Source organism: Polyangium sp. 15x6 (assembly GCF_029960785.1).
Lineage (GTDB): Bacteria > Myxococcota_A > Polyangia > Polyangiales > Polyangiaceae > Polyangium.
The window spans coordinates 37096-59927 of the sequence record NZ_JASBQE010000034.1 but is presented as its reverse complement, the minus strand read 5'-3'; the positions used below and the strand labels follow the sequence as shown (position 1 = coordinate 59927).

The following is a 22832-nucleotide window of genomic DNA, read 5'->3' as shown; positions in this document are numbered from 1 at the left end:
CCCTCGTAGTCTCTCAGGTGGACGGGTTCCACTCCTGGAGCGAGCGGACCCGATACGCGGCACGCGCGTCGTGCGCGCTCGCCTCGAGGACGTCGACCGCGGCCATCGCGGCCGCCATCGTCGTGAAGTACGGAACGTTGGCGAGCAAAGCATTCCGCCGGATCGGGTAGCTGTCGCGGATCGACCGCGCGCCCACCGTCGTGTTCACGACGAGCGAGACCTGCCCTGCCTTCATCGCGTCGACGACGTGCGGCGAGCCCTCGTTCACCTTGTTGATGGGCGTCGCGGGGATCCGCGCGCGGGCGAGCGCTTGCGCCGTCCCGCTCGTCGCGAGGATCGTGAAGCCGAGCGCGCGCAGCCGCCGCGCGATGACGCACGCCGCGGGTTTGTCGTCGTTCTTCACCGAGATGAACGCGCACCCCGTGTTCGGGAGCTGCATCCCCGAAGCCCGCAGCGCCTTGCCGAACGCATGCGCGAACGTCGGCGCGATGCCCATCACCTCGCCCGTCGATCGCATCTCCGGCCCGAGCTGCGTGTCGACACCCGGGAACTTCGCGAACGGGAAGACGGACTCCTTCACCGCGACGTGTTGCGGCATGACGCCGTCCGTGATCCCGAGCTCCGCGAGCGTCTTGCCCGCCATCACCTGCGCCGCGATCTTCGCGAGCGGCCGGCCCGTCGCCTTCGACACGAAGGGCACGGTGCGCGATGCGCGCGGGTTGACCTCGAGCACGTAGATCGCCCCGCCCTTCACCGCGAACTGCACGTTCATGAGGCCGATGACGCCGAGCTCCAGCGCGAGCTGCCGCGCCTGCTCCTCGATCGACGCCACGACCTCCGGCGGCAGCGAGTGCGGCGGAAGCACGCACGATGAGTCGCCCGAGTGAATCCCGGCCTCCTCGATGTGCTGCATCACGCCGCCGATCACGACCTCGCGACCGTCGCCGAGCGCGTCGACGTCCACCTCGATCGCGTCCTTCAGGAACTCGTCCACGAGGATCGTGTGCGTGCCGGCCTCGCGCGCGGCCTCGACCGCCGCGTGGGTGTACGCCTCGAGCTCCTTCTCCTCGTGGCAGATCATCATCGCCCGACCGCCGAGCACGTACGAAGGCCGCACGAGCACGGGGTAGCCGATCGATCCCGCCGCCTCGATCGCCTCCTCGACGCTCGACGCCACGGCTGCGCGCGGACGCTTGAGCCCGAGCTTCGTGAGCAGCGCGTCGAAGCGACCGCGATCCTCGGCGCGATCGATCGCATCCGCGGGCGTACCGAGGATCGGGACGCCGGCGCGCGCGAGCGGCACCGAGAGCTTCAGCGGCGTCTGCCCGCCGTACTGCACCACGACGCCGACGAGCTCGCCGTCCTTGCGCTCCTCGTCGCAGATCGAGAGCACGTCCTCGAACGTGAGCGGCTCGAAGTAGAGCCGATCGGACGTGTCGTAGTCGGTCGAGACCGTCTCCGGGTTGCAGTTGACCATGATGGTCTCGAACCCGAGGTCTCGGAGCGCGAAGGCCGCGTGCACGCAGCAGTAGTCGAACTCGATCCCCTGCCCGATCCGGTTCGGACCGCCGCCCAGGATGATCACCTTGCGCCGCCCGCTCGGCGCGGCCTCGCTCTCGCGCTCGTACGTCGAGTAGAGGTACGGCGTCTTCGCCACGAACTCCGCCGCGCACGTGTCCACGCGGCCGAACACCGCGCGCATGCCGAGCGTCATCCGGAGCGCGCGCACCTCGTCCTCCGTCCGCCCGATGAACCGCCCGATCGCTCGATCCGAGAACCCGAGCCGCTTCGCGTCGCGCAGCGTCCCTTCGTCGAGCGTGCCCTTCTCCTTCGCGACCTCCGCGAGCGTCCGCTCGAACCGCACGATCCGATCGATCTGCGACAGGAACCAGCGATCGATGCGCGTCGCCTCGTACAGCGACTCGAGCGGGATCCCGAGCCGCACCGCGTCCGCCACGTAGAAGAGGCGATCGGCGACGGGCACGCCCACGATCTTCTCCAGCGCCGCGACCAGATCCTCGTGGCTCGGCGGCGGCATCTCCACGGGCACCGAGGGCTCGCGCGGCGCGTCCATCAACATGTCGCGCGCCTGGTTCGGATCACTGCCGAGCTGCCGGTAGTCGACCTTCCCCAGCAGCGACTCGAGGCCATCGCGCCCGGTCTCCAGCGAGCGCGCCGCCTTCTGCAGCGCCTCGGCGAAGGTGCGCCCGATCGACATCACCTCGCCGACGCTCTTCATCTGCGGCCCGAGCCGGCGATCCGCGCCCGGGAATTTTTCGAACGCGAAGCGCGGCCACTTCACGACCACGTAGTCGATCGTCGGTTCGAACGCGGCGCTCGTGCCCGTGATGTCGTTCGTCAACTCGTCGAGCCGGTAGCCCACCGCGAGCTTCGCTGCGATCTTCGCGATCGGATACCCCGTCGCCTTCGACGCGAGCGCGCTCGACCGCGACACGCGCGGGTTCATCTCGATCACCACGAACCGACCGTCCTCGGGGTTCACCGCGAACTGGACGTTCGATCCTCCCGTCTCCACCCCGATCTCCGTCATCACCGCGCGCGCCGCGTTCCGGAGCCGCTGGTACTCGCGATCGGTCAGCGTCATCGAGGGCGCGCACGTGATCGAGTCGCCCGTGTGCACGCCCATCGGGTCGATGTTCTCGATCGAGCAGATGACGATGAAGTTGTCCGCCTTGTCGCGGATGACCTCGAGCTCGAACTCCTTCCAGCCGAGCACGCTCTCCTCGATCAGCGTCTCGTGCGTCGGCGACTGCTCGATCGCCCAGCGCACCTTCGCATCGAGTTCCTCCGGCCGGAACGCGATCCCGCCGCCCGTACCGCCAAGCGTGAAGCTCGGCCGCACGATCACCGGATATCCGAGCGGCGCGCCCCAGGGCCCCGACGTCTCGGCCAGCGCGCGCGCCTCCTCCACGCTCTTCACGTGGCCCGACCGCGGACACGTCAGCCCGATGCGCTCCATCGCCGCCTTGAACAGCGCGCGATCCTCGGCCTTGCGGATCGCCGCGGGGCTCGCGCCGATGAGCTCGATCCCGAGCCGCGCGAGCACGCCTTCCGCGTCGAGCGCGAGCGCCAGGTTCAAGGCCGTTTGACCACCAAGCGTCGGCAGGATCGCGTCCGGCCGCTCTTGCTCGAGGATCGCCGTCAACGTCGGTACGTCGAGCGGCTCCACGTACGTGCGGTACGCGAGCTCCGGGTCCGTCATGATCGTCGCCGGGTTCGAGTTGACGAGGATCACCTCGTACCCCTCGGCAGCGAGCGCCTTCGCGCCCTGCGTGCCCGAGTAGTCGAACTCGCACGCTTGCCCGATGATGATGGGACCAGAGCCGATCAGCAGGATCTTTCTCAGATCGTCACGGCGCGGCATCGGGCGGGCGAGTTAGCACCGGAACGCGGCACCGTCGATGTGTGCGCGAAAGGTCGTTCAGAAATCGAGGCTCGCCACGAAGACATCCTGGAAATCGTCACGGGTCGCGAGCTCGACGTGCCGGATCCGCGACCGGACATCCGCGAGCCTCGCCCGCGCCGCCTCCGGATCGCGCGCGAACACCGTCGCGCCTTCGAGCGACGCGTTGCCCACCGCGACGACCGCCGACGGATCCACCTCCGGGAGCATCCCGAGCCGGATCGCCACGTCGTGCCGGAGGTGCGTCCCGAACGCGCCCGCCACCGACACGCGCGCGAGGTCCTTGTCCCGGATCCCGGCCGTCGTGCAGAGCAGCTTCGTCGCCGCCCGCAGCGCGCCCTTCGCGAGCTGCAGCTCGCGAATGTCCATCTGCAGGAGATCCACGCCTCGCGCGAGCGTGATGCGATCCGCTCCCGACGCGATCGCGCCGTCCTTCGCCACGAGCCCTGCGCGCACGAGCTCGCCCAGCACCTCGAGCAGCCCCGTCCCGCAGATCCCTTTTGCCTTCACCGTCCCGATCGTCGTCGCGCGAATGGCCCCGTCGTCGCGCACCTCGACCCGCACGATCGCGCCCGGCTCCGCGCGCATCCCGACCGAGATGTTTCCTCCTTCGAACGCCGGCCCCGCGGGCGTCGACGACGTGTAGAGCGTGCCCTCGTGCGCGAGCACGATCTCCGTGTTCGTCCCGATGTCGATCAACATGCGCGGAGGACCCGGCCGATCGAGCTCGGCCGCGAGCACCGCCGCGGCCGTGTCACCGCCGACGAACGATCCGAGCAGCGGGAACGTCGTCAGCGTCTCCCCGGACAAACCCAGGTCCGCGGCCGGCCCGGTCCGCTCGTCGAAGAACGGCGGCGTGTACGGCGCTTCGGCCAGGCTCGTCACGTCCTCGCCCCAGAGCAGCGTCGTCATCGCGCTGTTCGCGGCCACGACCCACCTCCGGATCGCGCCGTCTTCCGGGAAGATCCGCCCGCGCGCCGCGCCTTCGAGCAGCCGCAGCGTCTCGCGTGCGTCCTCCGTCAGCTCCTCGCGCGCCTGCTTTCCTTGCAGCGCGTGCGTCAGCCGCGTCATCACGTCGTGACCGCGACGCACCTGCCGGTTCAGCACACTCGCCTCGCCGAGCACCTCGCGCGTCTCCGGATCGATCGTCCGGAGCTGCACGCTCGTCGACCCGAGATCCACCGCCGCATCCACGACCTTCGGCAGCTCCCCGGCCGCGAGCCTCGTCACGCTCGGCGCCGCGCGCAGATCGAACCGGCTCTGCACCTCCACCGTGACGGGCGTGCGCGGCCGGATCCGGCACGACAGTCGCAGGCCCTCGCGGATCATGCCCTCGCTCAGGACGGCCCGGTCCTCCTCGGTCGGCGCCACGTTCCCGGCGAGCACGCGGACGATGCATTTCCCGCACGAACCTCGACCGCCGCAGGGCGCGTTGATCGCGATTCCGCGCGAATGCGCGATTTCCAGGAGCGAATGTCCAGCGTGGAAGCTCACGGTGGTACGGACGGGGGTACCGTCGCTGGACGGCTCTTCGAAGGTGGCGCGGACGAGCATGGGTCGGGAGGCTAGCTCTTGGGGCTTCTCGCGGCCTTGACAACCCCCGCACCCGTCCGCCATAAAGCTCGCCCCGCCGCATCTACCTTGGTTTCGAACGGCGCTCCGACGGTCGGAGCGAGGCCAGGCAGAGCGCACCCCTCACGGGAGCGAGAAGGCATCATGCCCAAGATGAAGACGAACCGGGCCGCCGCGAAGCGCTTTCGCGTCACTGGCTCCGGCAAGATCCGCCGGAGCAAGGGCGGCTTGAATCACTGCATGCAGGAGAAGAGCAAGAAGCGCCTGCGCCGTCTCCGCAAGAACGACACCGTCGACACCGCGATGGAGGGGCGTGTGAAGCTCCTTCTCCCCTACCGCTGATCCCGAGCAAGAGAGGAGCGCCCAATGCCGAGAGTCAAGCGTGGGTTCAAAGCCCGTCGTCGTCGTAACCGCGTCCTGAACCTGACCGAGGGCTATTTCCTTGGCAGGAAGAACCGCTACCGCCAAGCCGTCGAGGTCCTGCGCCACGCGTGGGAGTACGGCTACATCAGCCGCAAGCTGAAGAAGCGGGATTTCAGGCGCCTCTGGATCGTCCGCATCAACGCCGGTGCCCGCACGAACGGCACGACGTACTCCCGCCTCATGAGCGCGCTCAAGAAGGCGAACGTCTCGCTCGATCGGAAGGTCCTGTCGGAGCTCGCCATCCACGATCCGGCGTCGTTCGGCGCGATCGTGAAGCTCGCGGGCGGAAGCCGCTAGGCCGGGAGGTCGGGGCGTGAGCGCCGCGGATCCCGCTCAGGCGATCAAGGCCATCGACGAGGGCCTGGCCGCGCTCGGCACGCGCTACCGCGACGCGTTCGCGGCCGCGACGAGCGAGCAGGCCCTCCGCCTCGAACACGCCCGCGTCCTCGGCAAGAAGGGCGAGCTCACGGCCGTCCTCGCGCTGATGCGCCACGTCCCTGCCGACCAGAAGGCCGCGGTCGGCAGCCGCGTCAACACCTTCAAGGAAGAGGTCGAGGCCGCGTTCGAAGCGCGACTCAAGGCGCTCGCGCGCGCCGCCCGCGAGGCGGAGCTCCGCGGACTGCCCCACGACCTCAGCTTGCCGGGCCGCCTCGAGCTCGGCCGCGGCCATTTCCATCCCATCGCGCAGGTTCGGGACGAGCTGCTCGCGATCTTCCGCGACCTCGGCTTCGTCGCCGAGTCCGGGCCCGAGATCGAGCTCGAAGAGAACAACTTCACGAAGCTCGCGTTCCCGCCCGATCACCCTGCGACCGACATGCAGGACAGCTTCTGGCTCGGCCCGGGCTTGCTCCTGCGCACGCACACGACGACGGTCCAGCCGCGCGAGTTCTTGCTCCGCAAGCCGCCGCTCGCCGTGGTGATGGCGGGCTCGGTGTACCGCCGCGACGACGACGTCACGCACTCGCCGATGTTCCACCAGATCGACGGCTTCCTCGTCGACGAGAAGGTGAGCTTCGCGGAGCTCAAGGGCGTCATCACGGCCTTCATCGAGCGCCTCTACGGCCCGGGCCTGCCGGTGCGGTTCCGGCCGAGCTACTTCCCGTTCGTCGAGCCCGGCGCCGAGGTCGACTGCGGCTGCGTCTTCTGCCGCAAGCCCGACGGCACCTACGCCGGATGCCGCGTCTGCAAGCAAACGGGGTGGCTCGAGGTGCTCGGCTGCGGGATGATCCATCCGGACGTCTTCCGTCACTCCGGCCTGGATCCCGAGCGGTACAGCGGCTTCGCCTTCGGCATGGGTCTCGATCGCCTGGCGATGCTCCGCTACGGCATCCCGAACATCCGCCTGAACTTCGAGAGCGATCCGCGCTTCTTGTCTCAGTTCTGAGCTGCGAGCGCCGGGGCCGCGACGGCCGCCGATCCCTCGAACGAGATCACCTCATCGGCGATCGAAAGCGGCCCCGGCCGATGCGTCACGATCAAGATCGTCCGCGTGCCTCGCTGCGCCGCGAGCGCTGAAAGCACGCGCGCCTCGGCCTCGGCATCGAGCCCTGACGTCGGCTCGTCCAGGAGCAGCACCGGCTGATGGCTCGCGACCGCGCGCGCGATCGCCACGAGCTGCCTCTCTCCGCCCGAGAGCTCGTGCCCTCCACCCACGATCCTCGCCCCCCTTCTCGCCTCGGCCAGCCCGAGCCCTCCCACCTCCGCGAGCGCCCGCCGGATCTCCGCGGCGGGCGCATTCTTCGCGCCGAGCCCCACGTTCTCCTCGATCGTCCCCGACACGATCGCCGCCTCTTGCGGCACCCACGCGAACGGCCGTTCGTCTGGACCGACCCCGGCGCGCGTCAGCTCCTCCCCATCGTAACGAAGGGCCCCTTCCGTCGCGGGCACGAGCCCGAGCAGCCCTCGGAGCAGCGTCGTCTTCCCGCTCCCCGTCGGCCCCACGATCGCCACGATCTGCCCTGGCTCTGCTGTGAACCGCACCGCCCGCCCGCTCACGCCGCCCACGTCGAAGCGCAGCCCTTCGACCGACAGCCGCGCCAGCCGGAACCGACTGCGCGCCCCTTGCACACTCGCCGCCTCGGCCGCTTCGAGCGCTGCCTCAGCGCCTCCGACCTGCACGCTTGCTTCGAGCGCCTCGAGCGACGCTGCGCCTCGCTCGATCGCCGTCCGCGCATCTCCGAGATCGCGCAGCGGCCGATACGTCATAAAAAACACCGCCGCGAATGCGACGAGCGACCCATCCCCGAGTGAAGGCTGGGATCGCTCGATCCAGACGACGAGGCCCAGCAACGCGGCTGCGGCGAGCACCTCGTTCGCGCCGGAAATCGCGCCACGCGTCGCTTCGGCCCGCGCGGCGGCGCGACCGGCCTCGTCTCCGGCCTTTCCCAGCGCTGCGTGAACCCGCCGCGCGGCTCCGTACGTTCGCCATAGATCCAGGTGCCGTACCAGCTCGTCTACAGCGGAATGCAGGCCCTCTGCGAGGCGCGCCGACCGCGCGTGATGCCCCCGGACGAACCGCCGCGCGGAGGCCAGGATCAGCGCGAACGGCGTGAGCAGCAGGATCGCGGCGATCGCGAGACGCGAGGACAGGCAGAGAAGCGCCACGGCGAGCGGAACGAGGTGTGCAATTGCACGAGCGGCCGCGAGCACACCTTCATCGACGCCGCGCTCGACGTCGCGGATTCGCACGGTGATCGCGGCGAGGGAGGCGGCGGCCGCGCTCGGCGCTTGTCCTTGCAGCACGATCCCGGCGGTGATCGTGCGCCGAATTGCGTTTCCGACCTGAAAGACAGCCCGCTTCTGACCGTAGATGGAGAAGGTGCTGGCTGCCGTCTTTACAAGGGACGCCCCGAGACCGATAGAAGCCAGAAAAATCGGATGATGCAGGGCGTCGTGGGGGTCGACAAGGGCGCTGAAGGAAGCAAGTTGCCTACCCATCAGCGCTTGCCCGAGAAGGCCAGCGCACGAAGCCAAGATTCCATGGGCTATCGCCTGCACCAGGGTAGCCCCAGAAAACATCCAACAGTTTCGCCGATCCCGGCGGAGCTCGTGAATGACACGCAAGACGAATGTCCGACTGGACGTGTTCTCAGTCGGCATCATCGACTACAACGGAGCGCGTAAGCATGGGAGCACACCGCCATCGAGGCAGCCCGCCGCCCACCGCCTCGCATGTCGGGGAGCCGGCCTCCCTGCATGCCTCGTCGGAGGATGCTCCTAGCATGCCGACCGGCGATAGGCCCGACCCGGGAGCGGGAAATTCGGGAACATACACCGATGACGGCATGAAATTTGCAGAATTCATCGAGAAGACGAGCGATCCAGTCTCCAGCATTGCATCCGTGAACGGCGGCCCGAGCCAGCCGATTTCTTCTCGGAGAGGATCCACCGGAATCAAACCGCACAATCCCCCGTTCAGCCCCCTATCGGGCAGCGGGAACAAGGGCCCAGCCATGGCGAGCTTCGAAACCCCGACGAGCCCGGACCGATCCCTCCTTGACCCCGCCGAGAGCTTCCACTCTCGAAAGGGTGATTCCGAAGAAGTGAACGAAAAACCCTCCACCGCAACGAAGAGCAAGATGAGCACGTCGACCGCCCGCCGCCCCGATGCCAACCGCCCCTCCACCAAGGCCGCGATGACGGGCTCCACGACGCGCACCGCCACGGCCCCCAAGCCCGCCCGTGGGAGCTCGCCCGGTCGTCGCGGCGCCGCCGTCGCGAACGCGCGCCCGGTTCGTCGCAGCGGAACGATCGAGCGCCGGCCCAAGGGCCAGGAGCCCGAGCAAACGCAGGCGCCGGTCGACGACGAGGCTCTCCTCGACGACGCGCGCAGCAAGACGCCGAACCCGCCGCTCGCCAAGGAGCCGCTCGCCGCGTCGGACATCGACATCGGCATGCTGGATGACGAAGGCGCGGCCGCGGAAGAGGCCGCCGCCATTCGCCCGCGGCCCGAGATGCACGATCCGGAGCCGACGACGGCCGAGTTCATCGACCTCGAGTTCACGCCGCTCAGCCGGCCGGATTCTCCCCGGACCAACGCCGACCGCGAGCTCAAGGACATCGAGGAGGGTGGCGGTGACTCCATGCTCGCGCGGTATTTCCGCGACATGGCGCTGCACCCGGTCATGGGCCCCGAGGAGGAGCTCGAGACCGCGCGTGCCGTCGAGCGCACGGAGATCGATCACTGGGTCGCGCTTCTCTCGTACCTGCCCGCGGCCGAGTTCGTGCTCGACGCGCTCGCCGAGGACGTGGCGAAGGCCGGCGAGGACGAGGTGAAGGCGCCGCAGATCGAAGAGCTGCAGAAGCTCGTGAAGATCGCGAAGAAGCAGAAGTACAAGCTCGCGCCCGAGCACGAGAAGGCGTGGAGCCAGCTCACGAACGAGCTCGCCAACGTGATCCGCCTGCCGGACTCCGACCGCCTCTGGATGTCGCGCGCCAGCAGCATCGCGCGTGATCTCGTGCGCGAGCCGGACTTCGAGGAGGACACGATCGCCGACACGGAGGAAGGCGCGCCGATCCGGCCGCCGCGCCCGACGCTGCCGATGTCGCCTTCGTACAAGCGTTACCTCGATCGGGTCGAGAAGACGTTCCAGGCGCAGCACGACGCGAAGAACCGGTTCGTCAAGGCGAACCTCCGCCTCGTCGTGTCGATCGCGCGCCGCTACAACCGCGGCCGGCTCCCGCTGATCGACCTCATCCAGGAGGGCAACATCGGCCTCATGAAGGCGGTCGAGCGCTTCGATCACAACCGCGGCTACCGCTTCTCGACGTACGCGTCGTGGTGGATCCGGCACGCGATCAGCCGCGCCCTCGCCGACAAGGGCCGCGCGGTTCGCATCCCGGTGCACATGCTCGACACGTACAACCGCGTCGCCCGCGCGACCCAGGCGATCATCGCGCGCACGGGTCACGAGCCGACGATCGAGGAGCTCGAGAAGGAGACCGGCGTCCCGCGCGAGAAGCTCGACAAGGTGAAGGACTTCTACGCGGAAACCCCGTTCTCCCTCGATCGCCCGGTCGGCGACGAGGACGGGCGCAAGTTCATCGACTTCCTCCAGGAGGAGAACGCGCTCTCGCCGTTCGATCACCTGGCGAACCGCAAGTGGAGCGACGAGGTTCGTCGGCTGCTCACCACGCTGACGCCGATCGAGTCGCGCATCATCCGCTGGCGTTTCGGCCTCGACGACGAGGACGAGCTCACGCTCAAGGAGATCGGTGACAAGTACAACCTGTCGCGCGAGCGCATCCGCCAGCTCCAGGAGCAGGCGCTCGTGAAGATCCGCAAGCAGATGCGCGACTACTACTGACGTTCGGCGGGGCACAACCCCGCAGAATTCACCTCACCCTGGGCCACGCGGAAAAACACTCCGCGTGGCCTTCGGCTTTCAGGGGGGTATGACATTTCTGTCATTATGCACGGGCACGCCGTGCGCGATCTGAGCAAGCGATGCTCTCGGGCTACCGGTCCTTCCAGAGGGCACGCGCGGCCGCCTCGACGACCTTGTCGATCGAGCCGCGCGCCTGGCCGACCTTGTCGGGAATGCCGTTCACGTAAATGGAGAACGCGATCGGCGCGCGGCCCGGAGGTCCGAGCACGTAGCCGGAGAGCGAGGCGACGGCGTTCAAGGTGCCGGTCTTGGCGCGAACGATGCCTCGATCGCCGAGATTCTTGAAGCGCCCGCGCAGCGTGCCGTCGACACCACCGACCGCGAGGTGCGCGAGGAACTCGGGGCCCATGGTCACGTCGCGATATGCGGCGCGGAGGAGCGAGGTGGTGCCGAGGGGCGTGATGCGGTTTGCGTCGAAGAGGCCCGAGCCGTTTTTCACGATCATCCCCTCCTCGAACGCGCCGATCTCCTTGAGGTAGCCGGTGATGGCCTCCGCCGCGCCGTCCGCGGTGCCAGGGCGGGCCTTCTTCTCGGCGCCGACGGCCTTGAAGATCATCTCGGCGTAGAAGTTGTCGCTGTCCTTTCCGAGGAGCGCGAGCAGCTCGCCGAGCGGGCGGGAGCGATGCGACGCGAGCAGGCGCTTCTCCTTGGCGCCGCCGAGCTTCACGGGTCCTTCGACCTCGATGCCCGCCGACGCGAGGACCGCGCGCAACGCATAACCCGGCACGAGGCGCGGATCGTCGAGGCGCCGCCGGACCCGCACGACGCGCGAATTCTCGGGCAGGTGCCCACCCACGCGCGCGACGAGGCGATCTCCCTTCGGCGAAAGCTCGAGCGTGATCTTCTCCGGATCGCCCTTCTTCGTCGTTCGCACCGTCCCCACGACGTCCACGAAGCCGAGCGGATCGACGCGCACCTGCGCATCCTTGCCCTTCGCCGCCGCGCGCACGGAGAGCGTCACCGTGTTCTCGTCGAGCGCGACCGCGGAGACCGGCGCGCGGAACGGCGCCCATTCGTTCGGCTGCTCCTCGAACGCCGGCGGCACGAAGCGATCGTCGAAGTAACTCTGGTCGACGACGATCGCGCCCACGCGCCGCACGCCCGCGGTCACGAGTTCGCGCACCATCGGCCAGAGATTCCCGGCGTCGAGCGACGGATCCCCCTGCCCGCGCAGGACGAGCTCCGGCACGCGATCGCCGTCGAGCTTGCCGTAGAGGCCCGTCACGAAGCGATGCCCCGGCCCGAGCAGACGTAGCGCGGCGGCGGCCGTCACGAGCTTCGCGTTCGAGGCCGGATTGAAGGCCGCGTGCCCCTCACGCGCGGCGATCGTCTCCCCCGTCCCCACGTCGACGAGCGCGACGCCGACGGTCCCGCCCCAGCCCTTCACGTCCGCCGCGAGCTTGTCGATCGCCTGCAGGATCGGCCCTGCCTCGATCGACGGGCGGGGGCGCGCCGGGCCCTCGGCGCTCGGCCGATCCGCCTGCGCCGGCGCCGGGCTCGCGGCGGGGGTCGGGACCTCCGAGCGCGCCGAGGCGGTGAAGGCGAGGAGCGCGAGGCCGGCGAGCGTGGGGCGGAGACGGCTGCCTTGGTGCATGGGAGTTTCCTACAACGTCCGGGTCGGGAGCGCGCATCCGACGAGGGCAGACGTGGGCTTTCATTGTGCGGAGAGCGCGAGACCTTGCTAGGGTCGGGTCAAACTCGATCCTCTCTTTGGGACCGGAGAAGACCGTGGCTCTTCGCACCTCGACCTTGCATCTCACCCTGGGGCTCTCGATCTCCATCCTGCTCGTGGCCTGCGGCGGCGCTCAGCCGAAGCAAGCCGGCGACGACTCCACCTGGGAGAAGCCGCCGGCGAAGGCGACCGAGGAGAGCACGCCGAAGGAAGAAGCTCCGGCCGGCGACACCGGCGAGGACACGAAGTGGACCGGCGCGGCCGAGCCGGCGAAGCTCAACGAGGATCAGATCAAGCAGATGGAGATCGCGCTGAAGCGTGGCCAGACGAAGGCCGCGAACTGCGCGACGGTCGTCGAGAACGGGCCGACGGGCGAGGGCCCGGTGTCGGTCACGTTCGACGGCAAGATCGGCAAGATCACCGATGTCGAGGTCGGCGCGCCGTTCGCGGGCACGCCGGTCGAGCAGTGCATCAAGCGCTCGTTCATCGGCGAGTACTGCCTGCCGTTCGACGGCGAGCCGAAGGTCGTGCAGTACAAGGTGAACCTGCCCGCGAAGGCCGCCCCGGCGACGCCGCCGAAGAAGAAGTGACGAACCGAATGAAGCGCGCCTCGATCCTCGTCACGCTCGCGCTCTTGCTCGGCTCTTCGCAGAGTTTTGCCGAGGAGACCGAAGAAGCGCCGCCGCCGCGCTATCCGCCGTCGTCGGTGCGGCCGAAGCTCATCGGCGGTGGGCTCGCGATCACGGCGATCGCCTACGGCGTCGGGTTCGTCGCCGCAACGAGCTGGCCGGATGCGCCGGGCGCGGAGTCGTTGAAGATCCCGATCGTCGGACCGTGGATGGCGATCGCCGAGAACAAGTGTGGTGATCCCGATGCGACCGACTGCTCGGGATCGATCTGGATCCGCGGGCTTTTGACGGGCCTCGGCGGCCTCGCGCAGATCGGCGGGCTCGCACTCGTCGCCGAGGCGATCATCATGAAGACCGAAGCGGCCGCGCCGAAGCCCACGGAGGCGGAGCAGAGCGCGTTCATCATGCCGGTGCCGATCGTTGCGCCGAACATGACCGGGCTCGGGCTCGTCGGCAGGTTCTAGCCCTTCACGCGGCGATACGGCGGCGGCTCGGGTCCGAGCACGGGTCGCGCCGCGATTTTTCCGAGACGATCGACCGCGACTTCGAGCGTCGCGCCGAACGCGAGGCCGAGGCGACGCGCGGCTTCGCTGCCTCCTTCGATCGGTGGAGCACCAACGATATCGCCCGGCAGCAGCGTGACGTGACGGCTGACGAAGGCGAGCGACTCCGCGAACGAGAGCGACGGCGCGGCGGCTCGCGCGAGCTCTTCGATCACGCCGCCCACGCGCAGTCGCACACGCGCTTCGGCGAGCGAGCCGGCTTCGTCCTTCGTGACCAGCACGGGGCCGAGCGTCGCGGCGAAGTCACGCGCGCGAAAGGAGCCGCTCGTTCGTTCCTGTTCACGAGCGACCCAGCCGAGGAGGATCGTGAAGCCGAGGATGGCGCGCTCGGCCTCTTCCACCGTCGCGGCGCGGAGCTCGTCGCCGAGCAGCGCGGCGATCGAGATCTCGACGTCGGGCCGCGGCTCGTTCGGCGGGAAGGGAACAGATTCTTGGTGCCCCAACAATCCGCGCGAGTTGCCGAGGTGGTACCGAGGTTCTTCGCCTTCGGACGTACCCACGAGCTGCACGAGGAGCGCGCGCTCCGGCAGGCATGGCGGGAGCCAGAGCAGCTCGTCGGGCCAGAGCCTCGCTTCGGTGGGGCGCTCGCCGGCGCAAAGACCATCGTCCAGGACGTCGAGTCCCGCGCCGCCGACGGAGAAGACGCGCGCGAAAAAATCTTCGGCGGTGGACGAACCTTCGTCGAGGAGCGGTTCGTCGCGCCTTCGCTCGAGCTCGGCGACGTCGTAGAGGCAGCCGTCACGCTCGAGCGCGATTTTCGGCACCGGCGACGGCGGAAGGAGGACACGGGCAAGACGCATCGGCAGGGCGCCTCGGCACCAGGATCGACCACGTTAGCATCCCTCGCTGGGTGCGTCGCGGCCTTCAGGCTGGAAAACGGCTGTTTTTTCTTCAGCGGCTCGCGCGTTGACGCGCCACCCTGGACGCCTAGACTGCGCCCTGGTTGACGCTTGGGGCGTCACTTCCATCGAGCGGAGTGATGCATCCCAGACCCCCGGACGTGCTCAGGCAGGTGTTTGCCCCAAGCGGGCAGCGCTGTCCGACCGTACGGACAAACCAACCGAGCGCGGCTCGGGAGTGATGCGCCCACGCGGGGCCGGAGCGGCGGTTCATGAGCAAGCGGACCAAATTCGTCTTCGTCACGGGTGGGGTGGTTTCCTCGATCGGCAAGGGCCTCGGCGCCGCCTCCATCGGCGCGCTGATGGAGGCGCGCGGGCTGCGCGTCACCCACATCAAGCTCGATCCGTACATCAACGTCGATCCCGGGACGATGTCGCCGTACCAGCACGGCGAGGTCTTCGTGACCGACGACGGCGCGGAGACCGACCTCGACCTCGGCCATTACGAGCGCTTCACGCTCGCGCGCATGACGCGCCAGAACAACTTCACGACCGGACGCGTCTACGAGTCGGTCATCTCGAAGGAGCGGCGCGGCGAGTACCTCGGCGCCACCGTGCAGGTGATTCCGCACGTGACCGACGAGATCAAGCACCGCGTCCGCGCGGCCGCCGAGGGCGTGGACATCGCGATCGTCGAGATCGGCGGCACGGTCGGCGACATCGAGTCCTTGCCGTTCCTCGAGGCGATCCGTCAGCTCAAGGTCGAGTGCGGCAGCCAGAACGCGGTCAGCGTGCACGTGACGCTCGTGCCCTTCATCGCGACCGCGGGCGAGCTCAAGACGAAGCCGACGCAGCACGCCGTGAAGGAGATGCGCGAGATCGGCATCCAGCCGGACATCCTGCTCTGCCGCTGCGACAGGCCGCTCTCGCGCGGCATGAAGGAGAAGATTTCGCTCTTCTCGAACGTGGAGGTCGACTGCGTGATCGCGGCGGTCGACGTCGGGTGTATCTACGAGCTGCCGATCGTGCTGCACGCCGAGGGCATCGACGAGAAGATCGCGGAGAAGCTCAACATCTGGGCGCGCCAGCCGGATCTCTCGCAGTGGCACTGGGTGGTCGAGCGCTTCAAGCGGCCCACGCGCGGCACCGTGAAAATCGGCGTCGTCGGCAAGTACGTGCACCTACGCGACGCGTACAAGTCGCTGCACGAGGCGCTCGTGCACGGCGGGCTGCACAACGACGTGCGCGTCGACCTCGAGTACATCGACTCGGAGCAGATCGAGCAGAAAGGCGCGGCGGAGCTGCTCGGCGCGCTCGACGCGATCCTCGTGCCCGGCGGCTTCGGCGACCGCGGTACCGAGGGGAAGATCGAGGCGATCCGCTACGCGCGCGAGCAGAAGGTGCCGTTCTTCGGCATCTGCCTCGGCATGCAGCTCGCCGTGGTCGAGTTCGCGCGGCACATCTGCGGGCTGCACGGGGCGAACTCGGCCGAGTTCGATCGCAACGCGCAGCATCCGGTCATCGATCTGATGCCCGATCAGAAGGGCGTTCTCGACAAGGGCGGCACGATGCGGCTCGGCGCGTATCCGTGCGTGCTCGAGCGTGGCTCGCTCGCGGCCGAGGCGTACGGCGCGACGTCGATCAGCGAACGACACCGCCATCGGTACGAGGTGTCGAACAAGTACCGCGACGCGCTCTCGCAGGGCGGCCTCGTGCTCTCGGGGACGTCACCCGATCAGCGCCTCGTGGAGATGGTCGAGCTCCGGGATCACCCCTACTTCCTGGGCTGCCAGTTCCACCCGGAGTTCAAGAGTCGCCCGCAGGCGGCGCACCCGCTCTTCTCGCGCTTCGTGCGCGCGGCCGTCGAGCGTCAGCGCGAGCAACGCAAGCCGCGGACGGAGAGCGTCGGCGGGGCGCAAGGCGCGCTGCCCGGCCCCGCCAAGAGCTCGTCCACCGTCAACTGACGCGCGTGGCCGTACGAGCGAGCGAGGGCGCGACGTCGTCCTCGCTCTCGCTCGACGTCTGCTTGCCGAGGAGGAGCGGCGCGCGCTCGCCCACTTCCGCGACGAGGTCCTTGCGAAGGATGCGCTCGGGCGGACGGCGCAGATCCCACACGATGCCGAGCTTCTCGAGCGCGCGCAGCACGTAGAAGCTGATGTCGATCTCCCACCAGAAGAAGCCCTGGTTCGCGCTCGACATGTAGTGGTGATGGTTGTTGTGCCAGCCCTCGCCGAGCGTGAGGAGCGCGAGGAACGCGTTGTTGCGGCTCGTGTCCTTCGTCGCGTAGCGGCGTGATCCCCAGACGTGTGCGAGCGAGTTGATCGTGAACGTCGCGTGCATGAGCACGACCGTCGAGACGACGTAGCCCCACAAGAAGCCGTCGAAGCCGAAGGGGATCGTGACCGCGGCGATGAGCGCGGCCGAGCCGATCACGTGGTAGCGATCGAGCCAGCGGAGCTCGGGGTAGCCCGCGAGATCGGGGACGAGATCGATCCGCGTCTCCTGGTGGTCTTTGCCCATCCACCAGCCGAGGTGCGCGTACCAGAAGCCGCGACGCAGGGGGCTGTGCACGTCGCGCTCGGTGTCGGAGTGCTTGTGGTGAACGCGGTGCGCCGCGGCCCACCAGAGCGGACCCTTCTGCACGGCCGTGGTGCCGAGGAAGGCGAGCACGAGCTGAAACAGCCGGCTCGTCTTGAAGCTGCGGTGCGAGAAGTAGCGGTGGTACGCGGCCGTGATGGCAAACATGCGCACGAAGTAGGCCGCGGCGGCGAGCGCGACGAGGCGCCACGTCGGGCCACGCACGAGCGCGACGACGACGCCTACGTGCATCGCGAGGAGCGCGACGACGTGGAACAGCTCGGACAGCGACCACTTCGAAGAGGCGACGACCGTGATGGAAGGCTTTGAATCCGGGGCGTCCGTTTGCACGAGGCCGACTGTCACACGCGCTCTTCAGCCGTCGCCCTGCGTCCCGTCACGATTCGGTCATGCAAACGCGCGTGGCTCGCGAGATGCACGCATGACGCGTGGTGCAGCGCGTCGCGCGTCATCGCCTTGCGCGGTGCGCACGACGCGCGCGGGAGCAAGGAGGATCGCGTGAAGGTGCGAGAGATCATGAGCGCGCCCGTCAGCACGCTCGAGCTCGGCGACAACATCCTGTTCGCGGAGGAGCTCATGACCGTCGAGCGCGTACGTCACCTGCCCGTGCTGGATGGCGATGTGCTCGTAGGCCTGCTGTCGCACCGCGACCTCCTGGCCGCGACGGGCCGCGTCCTCGACAAGCTGCCGGCGGACGACATGGCCGAGGCGAAGCGCAAGACGTGCGTGCGCCACGTGATGCGTGGGTCCGTCGATACGATCGGGCCGGACGACGACGCGGCGGACGCGGCGGACATCATGCTCACGCAGAAGATCGGCTGCTTGCCCGTCGTGGACGAGGCGCATCGGCTGATCGGCATCGTGACCGATTCGGACTTCGTGACGATGGCGCGCGACGCGCTCCGCACAGGAAAGATCACGCAAGCCACGAAGCAGCCGGTCGTGGTTCGTGCGCCCTCGACGCCGAGGCCGAGGCCCTCGCTCGCGAAGGGAACGGCGAAGGTCGCCGCGTCGGCGGCGTCCGCACGAGGAGTGAAGACGATCGCTTCGAAGAAGGGGACGGCGACGAAGATCGTGCCGAAGATCTCGACGAAGGCGCGCGTGCGAAAGGGCGCGGCCCCGAGGAAGGCGCCGACACGGCGGAGCGCGTGACGTGATCAGAGCGTGACGACGTCGATGGGCGGGCCCGCGGAGACCGTGACCTCCGAGGCGCGCAGCACGTCGCCGTCGAGCACGTAGGGGCCTTCGGGGGAGAAACGGACGACGAACGAGCGCGCGAGGTCGTCGAAGGCGCCCGCGCCGCCGATGGATTTGCCGAGAAGGACGAGCGGCGCGCGCGGGCCGAGCGAGCGTGGAGGCAGAGGGCTCGCGACGAGGTGCGGGCGCTCGAGGTCCTCGCCCGCGCGGTAGTTGACGCGCATGCCGAGCCCGAGGTCACGCACGACGGAGGCGCACACGAGCGACCAGCGATCGGAGCCGAGGCGACGGCCGTCGACCTCGATCGTGCACGGCATGGGCGTGAGCACTTGCTGTGCAAACGGGCCGTCGACGAACGACTCGACGAAGATCCGGCCGGCGATCCGCGCCGCGCCGCCGTACCCGCGCGCGCCGTCCGCGTAGTAGACGTCGAAGAACCGCGCGACGAGGCCGGTGCCGAAGATGAAGCCGAGGCGCGTCGTGGTCGCGCCCTCGCGTGCCTCACGGACGCGCAGCGTTGCGCGGCGTCGCGAGGTGAGCGCGCGAGCGGCGAAGATCCGCGCGAGCAGCCGCGTGGGATCCCCCTGCATGCCGAAGTTCCGCGCGACGGTGGCGACGGTGCCGCCGGGCAGGAGCGCGAGGCGCGGGAGCGAGGCCTCGCCGAAGGCGCGCGCGAGCGCCGTGATGCCGGCCATGAAGCTGCCGTCGCCGCCGGAGAGGATCACGAGGTCCGTGCCGCGCGCGGCGATTCGCGCGCAGACGGCGTCGAGCTCGTCGACGCGGGAGGTGGGGTGAACCTCGGCGACGCCCGCAGAGACGCGCCTCACCTCGTCGAGGAGCGAGGGCCTTCGTCGGTAGAGGCGCGCCGTGATGTTGGCGATGACGTCGAAACGCATGAACGAAAGGTCCTCGGCGACGCCGAGGCCTGTGGGGGAGCGGACGCGATGGGCGTGATCGGGAGACAAAAGAGCCGCCCGAGCCGCGCAGGGTGACGCACCGGAGGCCCGGGGGAAAGGGCCGAGCGCGCGCGGAGACGGAAGGCTTTGCGAGTCGGGGCGAGGTCAGGTAGCTCGAAAGGAACGCCCGATGATCGCTCGCCGCACGAAATTCCCGCGCGCCCTTGGAAGTCTCCTCGTCCTCGCTCTCACCGCAGGCTGCGGCGGAGGCCCCGCACTGCGCGCCGCGGAGCAAGGGGATCTCGGCGGCGCGCGGCGCGTGCTCGCGAGCGGCTCCGCAGTGGAGGCCGTCGACGAGGCCGAGGCGCGTCGCATCGCGCGCGTGGTGCTCGAACAAGAGGTGAAGGCCGCGAAGGGGGACGCGGGCGTGAGCAAGCTGAAGGAGCTGCCTTCGTGCGCGGAGGGGCTCGACGAGGTGCTCGAAGCGCGCGCCGCGGGCAGCGACGAGGTCGCGGCGATCGCGGCGCTCATCCGCTTCGATGCGCGCCTCTGGGATCGCGACGATCTCGCGGAGGCGGCGCGCGCGGCGCTCGCGTCGAAGGGCGCGTCGAGCACGTGGCGCGCGGTGGAGGCGCGTGGGCTCGTCGCGTACGCGGACGGCCCGCAGCGGAGGAGCTCGTTCACCGACGGGGACCAGGCCGTGCGTCTCGCAGCGCTCAAGGCCTCGTTCGACGCGTTCGATCCGAACGACACCGAGGCGCTGCTCGAAGCGGCGCGGCTCGATCCGCACCCGCCCGCGCGTCTGCAGGCGATCGACGCGGTGGGCAACCTCGGCGGCGAGCGCGTCGTGCTCGCGTTGAAGGACCTCTTCGTGAAGGCCGACGAGGACGAGCGGGTCGCGATCGTGGGCGCGTGGTCCTCGGCGCGGGCGATGGACGCGGGCGGGCGGGCGCAGCTCGCGCGCGTGTCGCAGGTCGAGCGAGGTTTGCCGCAGATCGCGGCGGCGGCCGTGCTCGCTCGCCAGCCGGGTCCGGGCGCGGAGGATGCTGCGGGCGTGCTCGCGCGGGCGATCGAGACAGGCTCGACGCGCGAGCGGGTGTTCGCGATCCACGCGGCGACGCTCGACGCGAAGGGCGTGCGTGAGGCGCTCGTGAAGGCGCGGACCGATACGGACGAGGACGTCGCCATCGCGGCGCTCGGTCGCGGCCTGGAGATGGCGCCGGCCGAAGGCGAAGGCGCGAAGCCCAAGGAGCGCGCCGAGATCACGCAGAAGCTCCTCGGCATGGCCAAGGGCAAGGGCATGCGCGCGCTGCTCGCGAAGGCGGCGCTGGCGCGCGCGGGCTCGCGCGAGGTGCTCCCGCTCCTCACGGCGGATGCGCGCTCCACGAGCGAGCAGGCGCGCAAGGTCGCGGGCACGTCGCTCGTGGCGCTCGGCGAGCTCGGGCGCGCCGCGTTGCTCGCGGTCGACGCCGACCCGCGCGTTCGTACGGGCGTCGCGTGCGCGATGCTCCGTGCGAAGTAGGTCCGACTAGAACCGGGAGACGACCTCGAGCCGCGCGCCCTCGAAGGGCGGGAACAGGCGGCAGACGCCGGAGACGCAGCGGATCGCGCCGCGCCGCTGCCCGACGAACAGGTTCACGGTGTTCACGAGCCGCGAGGCCCACGTGTCCGTGCTCCCGGATCGGTACGTGAGACCGCCGCTCAGGTAGTGGCAGAGCACCACCTTGAACTCGTCCTCGTCGGCGAGCTCGGGCTGGCAGCCGGGCCGCGTCGAGTACTCGTAGCCGAAGACCGCCGAGAGGTGCGGCGACCAGTGGAGCGCCGTGTAGTTCTCGCCCTCGTTCCACACCCGACCGTGCGTCGCGGGCAGGTAGCGGTTCCGGTGGAACCCTTGGAGCTGCAACGAAAACGGCCCCTTGATGTGCTTGACGAGATCGTAGCGGATGTAGCCCTCGTAATAGAGGACGTCCGTCTCGCCCGGCGCCCGCGTGCCGAGCGTGGGCACCGCGCGCTCCGCGATCCGCGCGCCGATCCAGGCGCGCGCGTGCGATTTGCCCTGCTCGCGGCTCATGTCGATGCCCACGGCCGTGTCCCAGGTGTCCGTGCGGAACTGGTCGTCCATCGACTGACAGAGGTCGTTCGTGGGCACCTCGGTCCAGCTCCGGTACCGGCCGAGCCAGCCGTAGACCGACGTGTGCTCGTCGTACTTGAAGTTCGCGGTCGCGCGGCCGCCGGTCATGCACACGTTCGGCGACTCGATCGGCTCGATGTAGATCGGCTCCGCGGTCGGCGGCGCGCTGTAGGCGACGACGCTGTACTCGGGCGCGCTGTAGCCCGGCGTGGTCACGTCGATGTTCGAGCCGAGCGGGAAGAACTTCCGGTTATGTTTGGCCTCCAAGGAAAGTTGCAGCTTCCCGAGGCCGAAGTTCGCGTTCGCGTAGACCGCGTACCCCGACACGTCCGCCTGCCGCTCCGTGGCCATGCCTTGCGCGTCGATCGCGCCCACGTGACCGTCGCGGAGCTGCTGCCCCGCGACCTCCACGTAGAGGTCGCCGATCCCCGCGATCGACGGCACGTTCACCGATCCACTGAACGTGCGAATCTGGTTGTGCGAACGCCCCCCGGGCAGGACCGTGAACTCGGGGAACTCGGCGTAGCAACGATCCACGCACGTCGAGTCGCCCGTGGGGCAGGCGTTCCTGCACGCGAGGTTCTGCTCGGTGAAGGATTTGCGCATCAGCACCGACGCGTTCGCGGCGAACTGGACGGCGTCGATCCCGCCCTCGACGCGGCCGCCGAAGATCGTGTCTTCGAGGTAACTCGGCCTCGGCTCGGCCACGACCGGCTGCCCATTGATGGCGTACGTCGTCGCGGGCTTCGCGTCCGGAAAGCCGAAAAACAAGGGCGATCCTGCGCCGTGCAGGCGCCGACCGCTCACCTCGTCGAAGCGCAGCGGGTTCATCTGCCCCGCGAGCAAGGTCGCGCCGATCCGCGCGGGACCGAGCTTCTTGTCGAAGACGACCTTGCCGCCACGGATCGTCGTGTCGATCGCGAGCTCGTCGATCTTGCGCACGCTGAGCACGAGACCGCGGCCGAGCTGCGCGTAGAAATCGCCGATCGTGATGTCGAGGCCCGGCTGGTTGTATCCGACGTAGAGTTTGGCCGGGTAGATGCTGTTCAGAAACCGCGTGTTGAGCTCGTTGTAGAAGCGGTTCGCATAGTCGATCGTCTGCGGCACCTGGGCGCTCGGATCCGCCTGCTTCACCGCGTCGATCTGCTTCTGCGCGATCACCTGCGCTTCGGTGCGCGTCGTCGTCAGGTAGTAGAGCGCCGAGTCGAGCCGCACGCCCACGCGGAAGCGCCACCACGTGGCCTGCACGTTGAGGCGGTTGATCCACTCGCCGTAGTCGTCGTCGACGATCGGCCGCGGGTTGAACGCCCTTGGATCGTGGTTGCGGTTGTCCCAGCGGTAGTCGACGACCGTGGTGTTGGTGACGTCGAGACCGATCGGCTCACCGGCCGGCCCGGGCAGGTCGAGCGCGCTCGCCGCGGGCGCGATCGCGAGGCTTCCGAGGGTGACGGCCAGCGCGGCTGCGGCGCGACGCGAGGAAAAGCTCACGCGCGCCTTCTAC

Annotated in this window: 17 protein-coding genes; 9 read left to right on the top strand and 8 right to left on the bottom strand. The window is 69.2% G+C overall.

The window, feature by feature from the left end; all coding sequences use genetic code 11:
- Nucleotides 1–13: 13 nt before the first annotated feature.
- Entirely contained in the window at nt 14–3385 is a 3372-nt protein-coding gene (gene carB, locus QHF83_RS24720; RefSeq protein WP_282420385.1) for a carbamoyl-phosphate synthase large subunit, read from the bottom strand.
- Between the two features lie 57 nt (nt 3386–3442).
- The gene (locus QHF83_RS24715) at nt 3443–4978 is read right to left on the bottom strand and encodes an ASKHA domain-containing protein (RefSeq protein WP_282420384.1); all 1536 of its coding nucleotides are present in this window, start codon (nt 4976–4978) and stop codon (nt 3443–3445) included.
- A gap of 162 nt (nt 4979–5140) precedes the next feature.
- On the opposite strand from QHF83_RS24715, the gene rpmI reads away from it, so the two are divergent.
- The 3 genes from rpmI to pheS are packed head-to-tail and all read left to right on the top strand — an operon-like array spanning nt 5141 to nt 6803.
- Nucleotides 5141–5338 (top strand): 50S ribosomal protein L35, encoded by a 198-nt coding sequence (gene rpmI / locus QHF83_RS24710; protein ID WP_153819534.1) that lies wholly within the window; start codon nt 5141–5143, stop codon nt 5336–5338.
- A 24-nt stretch (nt 5339–5362) separates the two neighbouring features.
- The gene (gene rplT / locus QHF83_RS24705) at nt 5363–5716 is read left to right on the top strand and encodes a 50S ribosomal protein L20 (protein ID WP_282420383.1); all 354 of its coding nucleotides are present in this window, start codon (nt 5363–5365) and stop codon (nt 5714–5716) included.
- Nucleotides 5717–5768: 52 nt separating this feature from the next.
- The gene (gene pheS, locus QHF83_RS24700; RefSeq protein WP_348980466.1) at nt 5769–6803 is read left to right on the top strand and encodes a phenylalanine--tRNA ligase subunit alpha; all 1035 of its coding nucleotides are present in this window, start codon (nt 5769–5771) and stop codon (nt 6801–6803) included.
- Here pheS and QHF83_RS24695 read toward each other — a convergent pair.
- A complete protein-coding gene (locus QHF83_RS24695) occupies nt 6794–8161 on the bottom strand; it encodes an ABC transporter ATP-binding protein (RefSeq protein WP_282420381.1) in 1368 nt (455 codons plus the stop codon). The two genes, pheS and QHF83_RS24695, sit on opposite strands and share 10 nt — an antisense overlap.
- An 836-nt stretch (nt 8162–8997) precedes the next feature.
- Here QHF83_RS24695 and QHF83_RS24690 point away from each other — a divergent pair.
- Nucleotides 8998–10725 carry a sigma-70 family RNA polymerase sigma factor gene (locus tag QHF83_RS24690; protein ID WP_282420380.1) on the top strand — a complete coding sequence of 576 codons (1728 nt, stop codon included), beginning with the start codon at nt 8998–9000 and terminating at the stop codon, nt 10723–10725.
- Nucleotides 10726–10876: 151 nt separating this feature from the next.
- On the opposite strand, the gene dacB is transcribed toward QHF83_RS24690, so the two are convergent.
- Nucleotides 10877–12400: a D-alanyl-D-alanine carboxypeptidase/D-alanyl-D-alanine-endopeptidase gene (dacB, locus tag QHF83_RS24685; RefSeq protein ID WP_282420379.1), complete on the bottom strand. Its 1524-nt coding sequence runs from the start codon at nt 12398–12400 to the stop codon at nt 10877–10879.
- A 134-nt stretch (nt 12401–12534) separates the two neighbouring features.
- Here dacB and QHF83_RS24680 point away from each other — a divergent pair, with 134 nt between their 5' ends.
- Nucleotides 12535–13068, top strand: coding sequence for a hypothetical protein (locus QHF83_RS24680; RefSeq protein WP_282420378.1), 534 nt, complete (start codon nt 12535–12537; stop codon nt 13066–13068).
- 8 nt (nt 13069–13076) lie between these two features.
- Complete coding sequence (locus QHF83_RS24675) at nt 13077–13571, top strand: hypothetical protein (RefSeq protein ID WP_282420377.1); 495 nt, start codon at nt 13077–13079, stop codon at nt 13569–13571.
- Here the strand turns inward: QHF83_RS24675 and QHF83_RS24670 are convergent.
- Nucleotides 13568–14470: a fumarylacetoacetate hydrolase family protein gene (locus tag QHF83_RS24670; protein ID WP_282420376.1), complete on the bottom strand. Its 903-nt coding sequence runs from the start codon at nt 14468–14470 to the stop codon at nt 13568–13570. The genes QHF83_RS24675 and QHF83_RS24670 overlap by 4 nt on opposite strands.
- A gap of 311 nt (nt 14471–14781) precedes the next feature.
- Here QHF83_RS24670 and QHF83_RS24665 point away from each other — a divergent pair, with 311 nt between their 5' ends.
- Nucleotides 14782–16473 carry a CTP synthase gene (locus QHF83_RS24665; protein ID WP_282420375.1) on the top strand — a complete coding sequence of 564 codons (1692 nt, stop codon included), beginning with the start codon at nt 14782–14784 and terminating at the stop codon, nt 16471–16473.
- Here QHF83_RS24665 and QHF83_RS24660 read toward each other — a convergent pair.
- Nucleotides 16466–17452 carry an acyl-CoA desaturase gene (locus QHF83_RS24660; RefSeq protein WP_282420374.1) on the bottom strand — a complete coding sequence of 329 codons (987 nt, stop codon included), beginning with the start codon at nt 17450–17452 and terminating at the stop codon, nt 16466–16468. The two genes, QHF83_RS24665 and QHF83_RS24660, sit on opposite strands and share 8 nt — an antisense overlap.
- A gap of 153 nt (nt 17453–17605) precedes the next feature.
- On the opposite strand from QHF83_RS24660, the gene QHF83_RS24655 reads away from it, so the two are divergent.
- The gene (locus tag QHF83_RS24655) at nt 17606–18259 is read left to right on the top strand and encodes a CBS domain-containing protein (protein WP_282420373.1); all 654 of its coding nucleotides are present in this window, start codon (nt 17606–17608) and stop codon (nt 18257–18259) included.
- Nucleotides 18260–18264: 5 nt separating this feature from the next.
- Here the strand turns inward: QHF83_RS24655 and QHF83_RS24650 are convergent, their stop codons facing one another.
- Nucleotides 18265–19200 (bottom strand): diacylglycerol kinase family protein, encoded by a 936-nt coding sequence (locus tag QHF83_RS24650; RefSeq protein WP_282420372.1) that lies wholly within the window; start codon nt 19198–19200, stop codon nt 18265–18267.
- Nucleotides 19201–19390: 190 nt separating this feature from the next.
- Here QHF83_RS24650 and QHF83_RS24645 point away from each other — a divergent pair, with 190 nt between their 5' ends.
- On the top strand, nt 19391–20722 hold the full coding sequence (locus QHF83_RS24645; protein WP_282420371.1) for a hypothetical protein: 1332 nt from the start codon (nt 19391–19393) through the stop codon (nt 20720–20722).
- A gap of 6 nt (nt 20723–20728) precedes the next feature.
- Here QHF83_RS24645 and QHF83_RS24640 read toward each other — a convergent pair whose 3' ends face one another.
- Nucleotides 20729–22819 (bottom strand): DUF6029 family protein, encoded by a 2091-nt coding sequence (locus tag QHF83_RS24640; protein ID WP_282420370.1) that lies wholly within the window; start codon nt 22817–22819, stop codon nt 20729–20731.
- Nucleotides 22820–22832: the final 13 nt, after the last annotated feature.